Below are 15,390 nucleotides of genomic sequence, written 5' to 3'. Positions count from 1 at the left end.
CGGGCCGACGATGGTGACGGCCAGGCCAAGGGCGGCAACCTCGCTCCGGCGCGCAGGAGCGGGGTGCCGACCCGACACGGAAGGGACGTCCATGGACGCGCATCGAGTCACCGCCGCGATCGCCTTGCTCGAGCGGTACGGGGCGGCGGAGATCGAGCACCCCGGCGGGACCTTGCTGGCTCATCTGCTCCGGGTCGAGGAACGGCTGGCCCGCTGGGAAGCGCGGCCCGCATTGCGGCTCGCGGGGTTGTGCCACGCCGCGTACGGAACGGACGGTTTCCCGACGGCCCTGATGCCACTCGGGCGGCGCGCCGAACTCGCCGAGGCCGTCGGTGCCGAGGCCGAGGCGCTGGTCTATCTCTATGGCGCCTGTGACCGGTCGGCTTCCTATCCGCGGCTCGCCGAGGGCGCCCCGATGACGGACCGGTTCTCTGCCGAGGAGTTCGTGCCCACCAAGGAACAGCGAAGGGATTTCGCCGAGCTCACCGCCGCCAACGAACTCGATCTCGTCTTCGCGAGCGCCGACTTCGCCCGCCAGGCGGGTGCCGGAATTTTGGCTCTGCTGACGCGGTTCCGGCCGCTGCTCGGCGACCACGCCTGGCGTGACCGCCTCGCCGCGGAGTCCATTGTGGAGGGTTAGGAGCCGGGGCGCTCAGAGCGGGTTGAACTCGCCCAGTGGCGCCGTGCAGAAGGGGCCGCCGACGTACTCGGCGGCGATCCCGGTGGGCGTGGGTTTGTCCGCCAGTTGCTCGGCGTAGACCTCGGCGTTGTCGAGCGACTTGTAGCCCAGCGCCTCGGCCTCGGTCAGCGAATAGATCCGCCGGGTGTTGTCCGAGACGCCCCAGATCAGCCGGTATCCCGGTGACGGTGCGCTGAGGCAGGCCTCGAAGAGCCGGGCGCCGTCGTCGGGGGAGAGCCAGGTGGTCAGGCCGCGCGGGCCCAGCGGCAGCGGGGTTTCGAAGCACGAGCCGATCCGGATGACGATGACGTCCATCCCGAACCGGGAGTGGTACAGGCTGCCGAGCGCCTCGATCGCGGCCTTGCTGACGCCGTAGTAGGTGTCCGGGCGGGGCGAGGAGTCCGCGGGCAGGCCGGTGGTGCCGCCTTCGTCGTTGCGGCGGAAGCCGACGGCGTGATTGCTCGACGCCAGAATCACCCGGGACACCCCGGCGGCCCGCGCCGCTTCGAGCACGGTGTGCGTGCCGTCGATGTTGACGTCGAGGGTGGCTTCCCAGGAGTTTTCCCTGCTGTGCCCGCCCAGGTGGATCACCGCGTCCACGCCTTCGCAGGCCGAAGCCATCGCTTCGGCGTCGGTCACCGAACCGGTGCGCACCTCGACCGCTTCGCCGGGCTCGGCGGCGGGCTGCGGGGCGAGGTCGAGCAGGCGCAGCACCCGGCCCTCGCGGCGCAGCCTCGGGCGCATCAGGGTGCCGACGACGCCCGCCGAGCCGGTGATCAGCACACGCTGGTCTGCCATGTGTCGAGGTCCTTTCCATGGAATGTCCGAAGTGGACGGTTAAGGCGGCGGCGGGGTCTCAGCGGATACCGGCGCGGCGCAGTTGCCTGCCGAGTTCCGCGGTGGCCTCGGCCAGCAGCTCGCCGACGAGCTTGGCCTCGGCGTCGCTGACCTGCGCGATGGGCATCGAGCAGCTGATCGCGTCGGTGCCGGGGATGCGGTAGGGGATCACCGCGGCCACGCAGCGGACGCCGAGGGTGCCCTCCTCGACTTCCGAGGCGTAGCCACGCTCCCGGGTCGCGGCGCATTCGGCGTGCAGCGCCTCGCGGGTGGTGATCGTGTTCGGGGTGAGGGCGGGCAGTTCGGCGGGCATCAGCTGGTCGATCTCGTCGCGGGTCAGCTCGGCCAGCAGCGCCTTGCCCAGCGCCGTCGCATGCGTGGGCAGTGTCCGGCCGACGCGGGACACGAGATGGGTCGAACGCTGCGCCTCGCGCGTCTCGAGGTAGACGACCTCGGTGCCGTTGCGGCGCGCGAAGTGCGCCGTGAAGCCGGTCTTCTCGCGGATGCGCTCCAGTGCCTCGGTCGCGAACGGGACGACGGCGTCCCGGTCGAGGTAGGCCGTGCCGCAGATCAGCGCGCGGACGCCGAGCCGGTAGCGCGCGGTGTTCGGGTCCGCCTCCAGCCAGCCCGTGTCGAGCAGTGTCCGCAGCAGCCCGTGCAGGCTCGACCGGGGAAAGCCGGTCCGCGCGTGGAGGTCCGAAAGGGACAGCCAGACGTCGTTGGCCGCGAAGGTCTCGATGAGGTCGACGGCGCGCCGCGCCGACTTGACCCCGGCGCTCTCGCCGTTGACGGCCACGGGGCTGTCGGCCTTCTGCGGCATCTGTACTCCTCCAACCGGCCGTTGACCGTGACTGTGCTTTTGAAGTGGCGACTGTGCCTTGATTTGTGACTGCGGCCATATTAGCGTGCCGAACAGCGTTCTTATGGATGAACATAATCACTATAACAGACTCCGTTCATGGATGTGAACCGCATCAACGTGGACGCGGAAGGGAGTCAGCGGTGCACTTACTCGACTGGGCGATGATGTGCGCTTATTTCGGGCTGATGGTGGTGATCGGCTGGTGGTCGCACAAGCGCGTCGGTGATGTGAAGGACTTCTTCACGGCGGGCGGGAAGATGCCCTGGTGGCTGACCGGGATCTCGCACCACATGTCCGGCTACAGCGCCGTCCTCTTCGTCGCGTACGCGGGGGTCGCGTACACCGACGGCATCACCGTGTACTTCTGGGGTTTCGCCAGCATCGGCATCGGCGTCGCGATCGGCAGCTGGCTGTTCGCCGCGCGCTGGAACAAGCTGCGGTCGAAGCTCGGGGTGGCCTCGCCGCTGGAGTACCTCGCCAAGCGGTACAACGTGCCGACCCAGCAGGTGCTGGCGTGGAGCGGCAGCCTGCTGAAGATCTTCGACATCGCCGCCAAGTGGTTCGCGGTCGCCACGCTGCTGAACGTGTTCGCCGGGGTGGACTACAACCTGGGCATCCTCATCACCGGCGTGGTCACCCTCTTCTACTGCACGGTCGGCGGCCTGTGGGCGGACGCGCTCACCGAACTGGGCCAGTTCGTCATCCAGGCCATCGCCGCGATCGTGATGATCGTGGTCGTCCTGGGCAAGCTCGGCGGTATCTCGGCGCTGTGGACCATGTGGGACAAGCTGCCCTCGGCCCACGTCAACCCGACGACGCCGAAGTACACCACGATCTTCCTTCTCGTCTACGTACTGGTGAAGACGTTCGAGTACAACGGGGGCATGTGGAACCTGGCGCAGCGGTACATGGCCGCGCCGAACACCCACGCGGCCCGGCGCGGCGCCCGCCTCTCCTCGGCGCTGTACCTGATCTGGCCGCTGGTGCTGATGTTCCCGATGTTCGCCGCGCCGCTGCTGATCCCGGGCGTGAAGAACCCCAGCAACTCCTACGCGATCATGACCACGACGTTCCTCCCGCCCGGCCTGATCGGGCTGGTGCTGGCCGGCATCTTCTCGCACACCATGGCTATGGTGTCCTCCGACGCGAACGCGATCTCCGCGGTCATCACCCGCGACATGATCCCGGTGATGTTCCGCAAGGCCCGCCGGTGGACCGACGTCCAGGGCCTCAAGGCCGCCCGGATCACCACGGTGACCTTCGTGGTGCTGACCATGATCGTCGCGACACAGGCGCAGAACCTGGGCGGTGTGCTGCAGATCGTGGTGAACTGGGTGGCGGCGCTGATGGGCCCGATCTCCATCCCGCTGCTGCTGGGCATGCTGCCCTGGTTCCGCCGGTGCGGGGCGCGGGCCGCGATCGTCTCCTGGGCGGGCGGGCTCATCGCGTACGGACTGGTCTACTACGTGTTCGACGTCAGTCAGACGGCGCTCATCGCGACGCCGGTCCTGGTTTCGCTGGCGCTCTACACCGGGCTGGGGCTGATCGCGCCCGAGCGCAAGGACACCACCGACGTCATCATCGACACCATCGGCAGCGACGACGAGGTCGCCTCGGCGGGTGCGAAGGAGGGCTCCACCGTGCCCGCCTAGCCCCCGGCCGAATCCTGGCCACAACCGACAAGGACGAAAAGAGCAGAAACTGATGGCACAGCCCAAGATCGAGCTGGACGGCCTGCTGGCGTTCCCCCTCACCCCGTTCACCGAGGACCTCGAGCTGAACCTCGACGCGTTCGCGGAGAACGTGGAAAGCCATGTGGCCGCCGGGGCCGGCGCGGTGTTCGTCGCCTGCGGGACCGGCGAGCTGAGCTCGCTTTCCCCTGCCGAGCACGCGGCGGTACTGGCGAAGGCGCGTGAGGTCGTCGGCGGCCGGGTCCCGGTCTGGGTCGGTGCCGGCGGCGGCGCCGCGGCGGCGCGGTCCGCGATCGCCGCGGCGGAGGAGGGGGGCGCCGACGGCGTTCTCCTCCTCCCGCCCTATCTCGTGTCCGGTCCGCCCGCCGGGCTGGTCGACTTCGTCCGCTTCGCGGTCGGCGAGTCCTCGGTGCCGGTGATCGTCTACCACCGGGGCACCGGCGTGTTCACCGCTCCGACCGCGGTGTCCCTTGTGGACATTCCGTCCGTGGTGGGGCTCAAGGACGGCTTCGGCGACGTCGAGCTGATGACCCGGATCGTCACCGCGATCCGGTCCGTCGGCACCGAGCGGGCGCGGGACTTCCTGTTCTTCAACGGGCTGCCGACCGCGGAGGTCTCGGCGAAGGCGTACGCGTCGGTCGGCGTCGCGCGATATTCGTCGGCGGTGCACTGTTTCGCCCCGGAGATCGCGCACCGCTTCCACCGGGCGCTGGCCGAGGGGGACAATGCGGTGATGGACACCCTGCTCAGCGGGTTCTACCTGCCGCTGGTCGCGCTCCGCGACGAGACGCCAGGGTTCGCCGTGTCGCTGGTCAAGGCCGCCGCGCGGCTGCGCGGGGACAAGGTCGGCCCGGTGCGCCCGCCGCTGGTCGAGCCGACGCCGGAGCAGATCGACCGGCTGGCGCAGATCGTCGAGAACGGCTTCACGACGCTGAAGGGGCTGTGAAGCGGTGAGCTTGAAGATCCAGGACGTCGTGTTGACGCCGGTCGCGTTCGCGGACGCGCCGCTGCTCAACGTGATGGGCGTGCACGAGCCGTTCGCGCTGCGGAGCGTCGTGCAGGTGATCTGCGAGGACGGCGTCGTCGGGCTCGGCGAGTCCTACGGCGACGCCGCGTTCCTCGGCGAGGTGCGCAAGGTGCTGCCGCGGCTGCGCGGGCACGACGTGTTCGACCTGCCGGGGCTGCGGCGGATCGTGGCCGAGACCCTTGCCGGTACGGTGCTCACCGACGAGCACGGGCTGATCGGCGGTTTCTCCATCCGTAAGACCATTTCCAGCGTGTTCTCGCTGTTCGAGGTCGCCTGCCTGGACGCGCAGGGGCACGCGCTGGGACTCCCGGTCGTCGACCTGCTCGGCGGCAAGGCCAGGGACGCCGTCGAGTTCTCCGCGTACCTGTTCTACAAGTACGCCCAGCACATCGACGGCACCGAGGACTCCTGGGGCGAGATTTTGACGCCGGAGCAGCTCGTCGGCTCGGCGCGCCGGATGATCGACGAGTACGGCTTCCGCTCGATCAAGCTCAAGGGCGGCGTTTTCGCGCCTCGCCAGGAAGCCGACGGCATCCACGCCCTCGCCCAAGCCTTCCCCGGGCACCCGCTGCGGATCGACCCCAACGCCGCGTGGACGGTCGACACCGGGATCGCGGTGGCCAAGGAACTCGACGGCGTCCTGGAGTACCTCGAAGACCCGACGCCGGGGATCGAGGGCATGGCGAAGGTCGCCGAACACGCGAACATGCCGCTGGCCACCAACATGTGCGTGGTCAACCTCGGTGACATCGAACCCGCTTTCCGTGCCCGCGCGATCGGCGTCCTGTTGTCGGATCACCACTTCTGGGGCGGGATGCGGGCCACTCAGGCGCTCTCGGTGACCTGCGAGAGCTTCGGCGTCGGGCTGTCCATGCACTCCAACAGCCACCTCGGCATCAGCCTCGCCGCGATGGTGCACGTCGCCGCCGCCACGCCGCATCTCACCTTCGCCTGCGACACGCACTGGCCGTGGAAGGATGCCGACGTGATCGCGCCGGGCGCGCTGGAGTTCCGCGAGGGCGCGGTGGCGGTTCCGGGCAAGCCCGGCCTCGGCATCGAAATCGACCCCGACGCGCTCGCCAGGGCGCACGAGAACTTTGTCCGGTGTGGACTGACGAAACGGGACGATGTGACGTACATGCGGAAGTTCGAGCCCGGCTTCGAGCCGAACACGGCGAGGTGGTGACCCGGTGAAGGTGACCGGATACGCCTATCCGTGGGACGTGCTCGACAGTCCCGGCTTCACCGCCCGTGCGGCCGATCTGGAGGCGGACGAGGTCGCGGTGGCGCTGTCCTACCACAGCGCGCGGGCCGCGACGCCGTGGTCGGAGCGGGGCACGTCGGTGCTGGCGCGGCACGCCGCGTTCTACCGGCCGGTGCGCGAGGAAGCTTGGCGGGACAAGGAACTCCGTCCGTCCACTCCGGACTGGATAGATTGGCCCGACAGCGGCGGCGACGCGGTCCGGCTGCTCAACGAGGCCGGGATCCCGGCCGCCGCGTGGATCGTGCTCACGCACAACTCGCAGCTGGGCATCGCGAACCCCGGCGTCGCCGTGCGCAACTGTTTCGGCGAGGTCTACCCGTGGGCGCTGTGCCCGGCACAGCCCGCGGTCCGCGAATATTCGGCGACGCTCACCGCCGAAGCCGTCGACGGGCTGGAGCTGTCGTCGGTGATCCTGGAGGCCTGCGGTCCGCTCGGCGCGGTCCATCAGCACCAACACGAAAAGACCGACGGCGTCTGGGCGCCCGCGGTGGCGCGGCTGCTGTCGGTGTGCTGTTGCACCGCCTGCGCCGAGGGCTGGACCGAGCGCGGGTACGACGCCGACACCATCCGTGAACAATTGCGGGGCGAGGTGCGGCGGCTGATCGCCGCGGGTGACCTGACCCTGACCGAGGACAAGCTGCTGCCTTCGGTGCGCCGCGGCATCCTCGAAACGCGCCAGGCCGCGACCGACGCGTTGCGGCACGCGGTGCTGGAACGCCTTCCGGACGGCACCCGGATCGTGCTGCACGGCGCGCTCGACCCGTGGGTCACCGGCGCGCTGCCGGGGCTCACCCCGGCCGCCCCCGAGGAGGTCGGCGCCGTCGTGCTGCAGAACTGGGCCCCCGGACAGTCCAGTGTGGACGCTGTCGCGGCGGCACGGGCGAAGCTGCCCGAGAAGGTCGCCGTCGGCAGTTACATCACCGCCGTGGCGGCCAGCCCCGTGCCCGACATCGAGGCCTACGTCACCGAACTCGGGAAGGCGGGTGCGGCCGAGGTGCACCTGTACCACCTCGGGCTCGCCGGGCCCGCCCGCTGGCCGGACCTGCTGGCCGCCGGTGCCGCCGCCCACAGTTTCTGAACCTTCTTTCAGAGACACAGTCGTTGAGGAGTAAGGAAAGTATGAGCCAGGAAACCGACCCCGCCACGCTGGAAGCGATCCTCGCGGGCGCTGTGGCGGCCGCCCGGCCCGCGGCGGCCGCGACCCCGGCCGAGCGCGCGCGGTGGCTCGACGCGGTCGCCGACGCCCTCGACGCCGCCGCCGGGGAACTGGTCCCGCTCGCCCACGCCGAGACGCACCTCCCGGCGTCGCCGCGCCTGCAAGGTGAGCTGAAGCGGACGACGTTCCAGCTGCGCCTGTTCGGCAAGGTGCTGGCCGACGGCGAGTACCTCGGCGCCACGGTCGACCACGCCGATCCGGACTGGCCGATGGGCCCGCGCCCGGACATCCGGCGTGTGCTCGTCCCGATCGGCCCGGCGCTGGTGTTCGCCGCGAGCAACTTCCCGTTCGCGTTCAGCGTCGCGGGCGGGGACACCGCGTCGGCGCTGGCCGCCGGCTGCCCTGTCGTGCTCAAGGCACACCCCGGCCACGAGGAACTTTCCGCGCGTACCGGGCAGATCGTGCGCGAGGCACTCGTCGCGGCGGGCGCGCCGGAGGGCATGTTCGACGTCATCCACGGCGTCGAGGCGGGCGTCACCGCGCTCAAGGACCCGCGGATCGCGGCGTCGGCGTTCACCGGTTCGGTGCCCGGGGGCCGGGCACTGTTCGACATCGCCGTGTCCCGGCCGACGCCGATCCCGTTCTACGGTGAGCTCGGCAGCGTCAACCCGGTCGTGGTCACCCCGGGCGCGCTCGCCGCGCGGGGCGAGGCCGTCGCGAAGGGCTACGCGGGGTCGTTCAGCCTGGGCGCCGGGCAGTTCTGCACCAAGCCGGGCCTGCTGTTCCTGCCCGAGGGGCACGGTCTCGACGACGTCCTGCGCGAGGCCGTGGCCGCGGTCGCGGCGCAGCCGATGCTCAACGATCGCATCGCGTCCGGTTACGAGAACAAGCTCGGCGAACTGCGCGATGTGTCCGGTGTGGACGTTGTCGTCGAAGGTTCGGCCGACGGATCAGCGTTCACGCCGACGCTGTTGGCCACCACCGCGAAGGAGTTCCTCGCCGGGGGAGCGGCGGTGCACGAAGAGTGCTTCGGCCCCGCCTCGCTCGTCGTCACCTACACCGATCAGGCCGAGCTGCTGGACGTGCTGGCCACGCTCGAACCCGGGCTCACCGCGACGATCCAGGGCGAGGAGGACGAGGCGGGTCTCGTCCGCGGCCTGCTGCCCGCGCTGACGCGGCTGGCCGGGCGGCTGCTGTGGAACGACTGGCCGACAGGGGTGACCGTGAGCTGGGCCCAGCAGCACGGCGGCCCGTACCCCGCCACCACCGCACCGACCACCACCTCGGTCGGCACCGCGGCGATCGAGCGGTTCCTCCGGCCGGTCGCGTGGCAGGGGTTCCCCGACGCGCTGCTGCCCGAGGCCCTGCGCGACGCCAACCCGTGGCGGCTCCCGCGCCGTATCGACGGCATCCGCTGACCCCGTAGCTCCCCGTCCCTTCTCTCGCAAGTCCGTCTCTTGAGCCAATGACGCCTTGGAGGCTTCGCCATGCCCGTGAACAGGAGAACCGCCCTGCGGGGCGGCGCGATCGCGGCCGCTTCCGTCGCGCTGAGCGCTTCGGCCCGTCCCGCGTTCGCGGCGAGCGCGCCCGGTGCTGCGACGGAGGCTGCTTCGGCGTTCGCGTCGATCGTCAAGGCGTACCGCGAGCTTCAGACGGGGATCAACCGGCCGTCGCCGGAGCGGGCCGAGGCGCTGGCGAACCTCGGCCGGGTCGCCAAGGCGTACAACGCGAGCATGTCGGTCACCGAAGGTCCACTGTGGACGGATCTGCCGTTCGGGCCGGGCAGTGACTACACGACGTCGATGTACGCGCGGCTGCGGGCGATCGCGGTCGACTGGGGAACGCCGGGCGGGACGCTGTCCGGCGACCCGGTCGTCCTCGACCGGATCAAGCGGGCGCTCGATCTGCTGTACACCCACCAGTACAACGAGAACACCGCCGAGCTGGGAAACTGGTACACCTACGAGGTCGGGATCCCGTACTACCTGCTGCACACCCTGTCAGTGGTGGCGGACAAGCTCGATCCGGCCGACCTCGCGCGGTACCTCAAGCCGGTCCTGCGCTTCGTCGGCGACCCGAACCGGAGGACGAACAACCAGGGCATCGTGGAGACCGGGGCGAACCGGGCGGACAAATCGCTGATCGCGATCGTGTCCGGCGCGATGCTCGGGGACACCGGGCGGATCCACAAAGGACTCGACGCGCTGGTCGACGTCGCGGGCAACGGCGCGGCGAGTGTCGTCGCGAAGCTCGACAAGGCGGCGGGGGACGGGTTCCACACCGACGGTTCGTTCATCCAGCACGACTCGATCCCATACCCCGGCCACTATGGCATCGTGCTGCTCACCGCGCTTGCCGGGACGATCCATGTCACGCAGGGCACGGAGTTCGCGCTGCCGGAATCGTTGCGGCAGCAGATCTTCGCGCTCGTCGCCGACAGCTTCGCGCCGTTCGTGTACGCGGGCGCGCTGATGGAGCCGGTGCGTGGCCGGATGCTGTCGCGGCAGGGCGAGACCGGGCACGACATCGGGCACCAGCTGACCGTCGCCGTCGTGCTGCTCGCGCGTTCGGCGACCGGCGCGGTGAAGACGGACCTGGGTGGCCTCGCCGCCAAGTGGATCAAGGAGGGCACCTACGCGCCATTCCTCAAGATTCCGGACCCGGAGCGGTTCGCGCCCGGCCCCGACCTGGTGGCGATCCCGGGTATCGAGTTCGCGCAGGAGCTGCTCGCGGGCCCGGTCCGCTCGGCGCCGATCGTCGCCGAGCACCGGATCTTCGGGCAGCAGGACCGGATGGTGCACGTCACCGAGGGCTGGTCGGCCTCGCTCGGTGTCAGCTCGACGCGGATCTCGCGCTACGAGTCGGTCAACGCGATGAACCTGCACGGCTGGTACACCGGCGACGGGGTGCTGTACACCTTCCTGCCCAACGCCAAAGGCCATTACACCGACGCGTACTGGCCGACCGTCGATCCGCTGCTGCTGCCGGGGACGACGGCGAAGACCGGCCCGACCGGCCCGCTCGGTCAGGTTCCGCTGACGAAGAACGCGCACACCGGTGGTGTGCGCTGGGACGCCCGGCATGGGGCCTACGCGCTGGACTTCGTTTCGGCGGACGGCACGCTGACCGCGAAGAAGTCGTGGTTCTTCACCCCGTCCGGGGTGGTGTGCCTCGGTGCCGGGATCACCGACGCCTCCGGCGAGCGGGTGCGGACGGTGATGGAGAACCGGTGCGTCAGCTCGGGTGCTCTCCTGATCGAGGGGAGGCGTTCTCGCGCGGGACTCGGTGAATCATCCACTGTGGACAATCCGCGCTGGCTGCACCTGGCCGATGTCGGAGGTTACGTCCTGCTGGACGACGCGCGGCTGACGACGTTGCGCGAGGACCGGACCGGTACCTGGCGGGACGTCGACACCGGCGCGAACACCAAGGGCACCACGGTGCCCTACACCCGGCGTTACCAGAAGCTGGTGATCGAACACGGCGTCAAACCGTCGGAAGCGCGGTACGCCTACGTCGTGCTTCCGGGCGCGAGCTGGGTCGCCACGGCGGCGTCGGCGTGGTCGTGGCGGGTCCGGGCGAACACGACCTCGGTGCAGGCGGTTCGCTTGTGGGACAACACTTTGCTGGCGAACTTCTTCGGTGCGGGGTCGGTCGACGAGGTGACCGTGTCCGGCCCCGCGGCGATCGCGCTGGGGCGCAAGGACGGCCGGTGGCAGCTCGCCGTGTCCGACCCGACCCAGCTGCAGGAGAGCGTGACCGTGACGGTACGGCGGAGGAAGGTCGTGGTGCCGCTCAAGGGGACCTACGGCGCGACGAAGGTCGTCCCGTTGTAAGGGGTCAGCCGCGCAGGGTGTCGCCAGGGCGCTCCTCGAAGATCAGCCAGGTGCGGGTGTTGCGGATGCCTTCGATGGCTTGGAGGCGGTCGAGCACGACGTCCCGCAGTGAGGTGTTGTCCGGCGCGCGGACCAGGAGCAGCACGTCGAAGTCCCCGCCGACGAGGGCGACGTGGTCGACGTACGGGATCTTGCCGAGCCGTTCGGCCATCGTGCGCCAGGACGTCTGCTCGATGGTGATCATGATGTACGCGCTCGTGCCGAACCCGGCCTGGCGCGGGTCGATCCGCGCGCCGAACCCGGTGATCACCTGCTCGCCGAGGAGCCGTTCGAGGCGGCTGTAGGCGTTGGTGCGGGAGATGTGCAGCCGGTCCGCGAGCGCGCGGATCGACATCCGGCCGTCCTCGGTCAGTGCGGCGAGGATCGCCTGGTCGACGTCGTCGAGGGCGGGTGCCGTTCGTCCGCCGGACCGTCCGGTGACCTGGGTCTCACTGGACGTATTGCCGTCGGAAATCGCTTTCTCGGTCAATCTGTCGCTCATTTCGCGCGCTGCTTGAACACTGCTTCGGCCACGGACACCATTCTTGCATCACATGTCACAGAGAGGGTGGTGCTGTCGATGACGCGGCGCGAGGACCGGCCGAAGGCTGCCGAGCTGTTGCCCTCCGAGACCCCGGTGCGGTTCGTCGCCGAGGACGGCACGGCGGTCGGCCAGCGTGCCGGGTACGCCGAACCCGCGCTCGACCGGCTGCGCACGGCGTACCGGCTCATGGTGCGCGGCCGCCGGTTCGACGCGCAGGCGACGGCGCTGACGAAGCAGGGCAGGCTCGCGGTGTACCCGTCGAGCTCGGGCCAGGAGGCCTGCCAGGTCGCGAGCGCGCTGGCGCTGCGGCCGGACGACTGGCTGTTCCCGACCTACCGTGATTCCGTCGCGCTGGTCTCGCGCGGCCTCGAACCTGGCGAAGTCCTGACGCTGCTGCGCGGTGACGCGCACTGCGGCTACGACCCGTCCTCGACGCGAGTCGCGCCGCAGTGCACCCCGCTGGCGACGCAGACCCTGCACGCCACCGGACTCGCCCACGCCCTGCGCCGGCGCGGCAAGGACACCGTGGTGCTGGCGCTCATCGGGGACGGGGCCACGAGCGAGGGCGACTTCCACGAGGCGCTCAACTTCGCGGCCGTCTTCGACGCGCCGGTGGTGTTCTTCGTGCAGAACAACGGTTACGCGATCTCGGTGCCGTTGGAGAAGCAGAGCGCCGCGCCCGCGCTGGCGTACAAGGGCGTCGGGTACGGCGTGCGTTCCGAGCAGGTCGACGGCAACGACGCCGTCGCGGTGCTGGCCGTGCTCGACGCCGCCGTCGACCACGCGCGGCGGGGCGGCGGGCCGATGCTCGTCGAGGCGCACACCTACCGGATCGACGCGCACACCAACGCCGACGATGCCACCCGGTATCGCGACGCCGAGGAGGTCGAACGCTGGCGGGCCGCGGATCCGGTCCGGCGCCTCGAAACCTACCTGACGGGCCGGGAAGCCTTGTCCGCCAAGGATATCGAGCAGTTCCACGCCGAGGCCGAGGACTTCGCGGCAGCCGTGCGGGACACGATGAACGCCGAACCGCACCTCGATCCGCTGTCGGTGTTCGAGCACGTCTACGCCGAACCCACCCGCCAGCTCGTCGCGCAGCGCGCGCTGGTGGCAGCCGAACTCGAAGCCCAGGAGGCGTGAGATGACCCCGGTTTCGATGGCGCAGGCACTCAACGGAGCACTGCGGGACGCGATGAAGGACGATGACCGCGTACTCGTCTTCGGTGAGGACGTCGGCGCGCTCGGCGGGGTGTTCCGGGTGACCGACGGGCTCACCGCGGACTTCGGCGAGGACCGCTGCTTCGACACGCCACTGGCCGAGTCCGGCATCGTCGGCTTCGCGATCGGCATGGCGATGGGCGGGTTCCGCCCGGTCGTGGAGATGCAGTTCGACGCCTTCGCCTATCCGGCGTTCGAGCAGATCACCTCGCACGTGGCGAAGCTGCGCAACCGCACGCGCGGCGCGTTGTCGCTGCCGATGGTGATCCGGGTGCCGTATGCCGGCGGCATCGGCGGGGTGGAACATCACTGCGATTCCAGCGAGGCCTACTACACGCACACACCCGGCCTGCGCGTCGTCACGCCGGGGACGCCGCAGGACGCCTACGACTTGTTGCGTGACTCGATCGAATCCGACGACCCGGTGATCTTCCTCGAGCCGAAGTGCCGGTACTGGGCCAAGGACGAGGTGACCTTCACCCGGACCGGTGCCGCCTTCGACAAAGCCGTCGTGCGCCGCCCCGGCCGGGACGTCACGCTCATCGCGTACGGGCCGATGGTCGCCACCGCACTGGAGACCGCGGAGGCCGCGACCGCGGAGGGCTGGGACGTCGAGGTCGTCGATCTGCGCTCGCTGGCGCCGTTCGACGACGAAACCGTGACCGCGTCCGTCCGCCGCACCGGGCGTGCGGTCGTGGTGCACGAGGCGGCCGGGTTCTCCGGCTACGGCGCCGAGGTCGTCGCGCGGGTGACGGAGCAGTGCTTCCACCACCTGCACGCGCCCGTCCTGCGGGTCACCGGGCTCGATATCCCTTATCCACCACCGAAACTGGAACGTCATCAGCTGCCGGACGTCGACCGGATCCTCGACACCATCGCGCGGTTGCAGTGGAACGACGAGCCGATGGAGGTCGCCGGTGCCTGACTTCCTGCTCCCCGACCTCGGTGAAGGGCTGACCGAGGCCGAGATCGTGCACTGGCTCGTGAAGGTGGGGGACACCGTCGCGGTGGACCAGGCCGTCGTCGAGGTCGAGACCGCGAAGGCGGCGGTGGAGGTGCCGGTGCCGTTCGCCGGTGTCGTGACGGCGTTGCACGGCGAACCCGGTCAGTCGTTGTCCGTGGGCTCGCCGCTGCTGTCCGTCGGTGAGGCCGCGGGATTCGCCGAGCCCGGTGTCGTGACCCCGTCGCCCGCCGAGGCCGAGTCCAGCGGAAACGTGCTGATCGGCTACGGGACCGCGCCGACTACCCGGCGCAGGCGGACCGGGCGGGTCAACGGTGCGGCACCGGCGACGGCCCCGGTGCAGGTGAGCGGGCCGGGCGTGATCTCGCCGTTCGTCCGGAAGCTGGCCTCGGACAACGGGATCGATCTCAGGCAGGTCATCGGCACCGGCCCGGACGGGATCATCCGCCGCGCCGACGTCGAAACCGTGCTGGCGGCGCGGCGGCCCGAACCCACGGTGCCGACGGCGGGGGAGCGCAGGATTCCGTTGCGGGGCGTGCGGAAGGCGGTCGCGGACAAGCTGACGACGTCGCGCCGGGAGATCCCGGAGGCCACCGTGTGGGTGGACGTCGACGCGACCGAACTCGTCGCCGCGCGAGCCGCGCTCAACGCCGCGGCGCCCGACCGCCCGGTGTCGTTGCTCGGGCTGATCGCGCGGTTCGCCGTCGCGGGCCTGCGGCGGTTCCCCGAGCTGAACTCGCGCGTCGAGGGCGAGGAGATCGTGGTGCTGGACACGATCAACCTCGGCTTCGCGGCGCAGACCGACCGGGGCCTCGTCGTCCCGGTCGTGCCCGGGGCCCACGAACTGTCCACAAGGGACTTGTCGGCCGCGATCGCCGAGCGTACGGCCGCGGCGCGCGAGGGCGGGCTGACCCCCGCCGAGCTGACCGGGGGGACCTTCACCGTCAACAACTACGGGGTGTTCGGCGTCGACGGGTCGGCCGCGATCATCAACCACCCCGAGGCCGCTATCCTCGGTGTCGGAAGGATCATGGACCGCCCGTGGATCGTGGACGGCGAACTCGCCGCCCGGAAGATCTGCGAGCTGACACTGGCCTTCGACCACCGCGTGTGCGATGGCGGCACCGCCGGTGGTTTCCTCCGGTTCGTCGCGGACTGCGTCGAATCCCCGGTCACGGCTCTCGGCGAGATGTAACCCTCCGTTCACGTTCAGCCCCTCACGCGGTCACCACACGTTCACTGGCATGATCGATTTGGTGTGTCCGTCATCAGG

General features: G+C 70.2%; 13 protein-coding genes. 10 read left to right on the top strand and 3 right to left on the bottom strand.

The annotated features are described in order from the left end of the window. Positions 1 to 91: 91 nt before the first annotated feature. Positions 92 to 640: a DUF6817 domain-containing protein gene (locus ACFW0G_RS07385; protein WP_378323963.1), complete on the top strand. Its 549-nt coding sequence runs from the start codon at positions 92 to 94 to the stop codon at positions 638 to 640. Between the two features lie 12 nt (positions 641 to 652). On the opposite strand, the gene ACFW0G_RS07380 is transcribed toward ACFW0G_RS07385, so the two are convergent. Both ACFW0G_RS07380 and ACFW0G_RS07375 read right to left on the bottom strand, forming a co-directional pair. Beyond that, positions 653 to 1,477, bottom strand: coding sequence for an NAD-dependent epimerase/dehydratase family protein (locus ACFW0G_RS07380; protein WP_378323962.1), 825 nt, complete (start codon positions 1,475 to 1,477; stop codon positions 653 to 655). A 58-nt stretch (positions 1,478 to 1,535) separates the two neighbouring features. Beyond that, on the bottom strand, positions 1,536 to 2,336 hold the full coding sequence (locus ACFW0G_RS07375) for an IclR family transcriptional regulator (protein WP_378323961.1): 801 nt from the start codon (positions 2,334 to 2,336) through the stop codon (positions 1,536 to 1,538). A 182-nt stretch (positions 2,337 to 2,518) separates the two neighbouring features. On the opposite strand from ACFW0G_RS07375, the gene ACFW0G_RS07370 reads away from it, so the two are divergent. The 6 genes from ACFW0G_RS07370 (at position 2,519) to ACFW0G_RS07345 (ending at position 11,352) form a co-directional block, all read left to right on the top strand. After that, a complete protein-coding gene (locus ACFW0G_RS07370; RefSeq protein ID WP_378323960.1) occupies positions 2,519 to 4,030 on the top strand; it encodes a sodium:solute symporter family protein in 1,512 nt (503 codons plus the stop codon). Between the two features lie 52 nt (positions 4,031 to 4,082). Then, positions 4,083 to 5,015: a 5-dehydro-4-deoxyglucarate dehydratase gene (locus tag ACFW0G_RS07365; protein ID WP_378323959.1), complete on the top strand. Its 933-nt coding sequence runs from the start codon at positions 4,083 to 4,085 to the stop codon at positions 5,013 to 5,015. A gap of 10 nt (positions 5,016 to 5,025) precedes the next feature. Next, positions 5,026 to 6,282 (top strand): glucarate dehydratase family protein, encoded by a 1,257-nt coding sequence (locus ACFW0G_RS07360; RefSeq protein WP_378324015.1) that lies wholly within the window; start codon positions 5,026 to 5,028, stop codon positions 6,280 to 6,282. A gap of 4 nt (positions 6,283 to 6,286) precedes the next feature. After that, positions 6,287 to 7,438, top strand: coding sequence for a hypothetical protein (locus ACFW0G_RS07355; protein ID WP_378323958.1), 1,152 nt, complete (start codon positions 6,287 to 6,289; stop codon positions 7,436 to 7,438). Between the two features lie 41 nt (positions 7,439 to 7,479). Beyond that, positions 7,480 to 8,934 (top strand): aldehyde dehydrogenase (NADP(+)), encoded by a 1,455-nt coding sequence (locus tag ACFW0G_RS07350; protein ID WP_378323957.1) that lies wholly within the window; start codon positions 7,480 to 7,482, stop codon positions 8,932 to 8,934. A gap of 69 nt (positions 8,935 to 9,003) precedes the next feature. After that, positions 9,004 to 11,352: a polysaccharide lyase 8 family protein gene (locus tag ACFW0G_RS07345; protein WP_378323956.1), complete on the top strand. Its 2,349-nt coding sequence runs from the start codon at positions 9,004 to 9,006 to the stop codon at positions 11,350 to 11,352. A 4-nt stretch (positions 11,353 to 11,356) separates the two neighbouring features. Here the strand turns inward: ACFW0G_RS07345 and ACFW0G_RS07340 are convergent, their stop codons facing one another. Continuing rightward, positions 11,357 to 11,893: an Lrp/AsnC family transcriptional regulator gene (locus ACFW0G_RS07340; protein WP_378323955.1), complete on the bottom strand. Its 537-nt coding sequence runs from the start codon at positions 11,891 to 11,893 to the stop codon at positions 11,357 to 11,359. Between the two features lie 78 nt (positions 11,894 to 11,971). On the opposite strand from ACFW0G_RS07340, the gene pdhA reads away from it, so the two are divergent. The 3 genes from pdhA to ACFW0G_RS07325 are packed head-to-tail and all read left to right on the top strand — an operon-like array spanning position 11,972 to position 15,312. Continuing rightward, the gene (gene pdhA / locus ACFW0G_RS07335; RefSeq protein ID WP_378323954.1) at positions 11,972 to 13,078 is read left to right on the top strand and encodes a pyruvate dehydrogenase (acetyl-transferring) E1 component subunit alpha; all 1,107 of its coding nucleotides are present in this window, start codon (positions 11,972 to 11,974) and stop codon (positions 13,076 to 13,078) included. Between the two features lies 1 nt (position 13,079). After that, the gene (locus ACFW0G_RS07330; protein WP_378323953.1) at positions 13,080 to 14,081 is read left to right on the top strand and encodes an alpha-ketoacid dehydrogenase subunit beta; all 1,002 of its coding nucleotides are present in this window, start codon (positions 13,080 to 13,082) and stop codon (positions 14,079 to 14,081) included. Next, positions 14,074 to 15,312 carry a dihydrolipoamide acetyltransferase family protein gene (locus tag ACFW0G_RS07325; protein WP_378323951.1) on the top strand — a complete coding sequence of 413 codons (1,239 nt, stop codon included), beginning with the start codon at positions 14,074 to 14,076 and terminating at the stop codon, positions 15,310 to 15,312. Before ACFW0G_RS07330 ends, ACFW0G_RS07325 begins: the two co-directional genes overlap by 8 nt. Positions 15,313 to 15,390: the final 78 nt, after the last annotated feature.

Source organism: Amycolatopsis sp. NPDC058986 (assembly GCF_042741125.1).
Taxonomy (GTDB): domain Bacteria; phylum Actinomycetota; class Actinomycetes; order Mycobacteriales; family Pseudonocardiaceae; genus Amycolatopsis.
This window is presented reverse-complemented; position numbering and strand designations above follow the sequence as displayed.

What these genes read in the sequence shown, in the direction of transcription:
- ACFW0G_RS07340 (WP_378323955.1), bottom strand. Translation starts at nt 11,893, where the DNA reads ATGAGCGACAGATTGACCGAGAAAGCGATTTCCGACGGCAATACGTCC.
- pdhA (WP_378323954.1), top strand. Translation starts at nt 11,972, where the DNA reads ATGACGCGGCGCGAGGACCGGCCGAAGGCTGCCGAGCTGTTGCCCTCC.
- ACFW0G_RS07375 (WP_378323961.1), bottom strand. Translation starts at nt 2,336, where the DNA reads ATGCCGCAGAAGGCCGACAGCCCCGTGGCCGTCAACGGCGAGAGCGCC.
- ACFW0G_RS07330 (WP_378323953.1), top strand. Translation starts at nt 13,080, where the DNA reads ATGACCCCGGTTTCGATGGCGCAGGCACTCAACGGAGCACTGCGGGAC.
- ACFW0G_RS07385 (WP_378323963.1), top strand. Translation starts at nt 92, where the DNA reads ATGGACGCGCATCGAGTCACCGCCGCGATCGCCTTGCTCGAGCGGTAC.
- ACFW0G_RS07380 (WP_378323962.1), bottom strand. Translation starts at nt 1,477, where the DNA reads ATGGCAGACCAGCGTGTGCTGATCACCGGCTCGGCGGGCGTCGTCGGC.
- ACFW0G_RS07350 (WP_378323957.1), top strand. Translation starts at nt 7,480, where the DNA reads ATGAGCCAGGAAACCGACCCCGCCACGCTGGAAGCGATCCTCGCGGGC.
- ACFW0G_RS07345 (WP_378323956.1), top strand. Translation starts at nt 9,004, where the DNA reads ATGCCCGTGAACAGGAGAACCGCCCTGCGGGGCGGCGCGATCGCGGCC.
- ACFW0G_RS07365 (WP_378323959.1), top strand. Translation starts at nt 4,083, where the DNA reads ATGGCACAGCCCAAGATCGAGCTGGACGGCCTGCTGGCGTTCCCCCTC.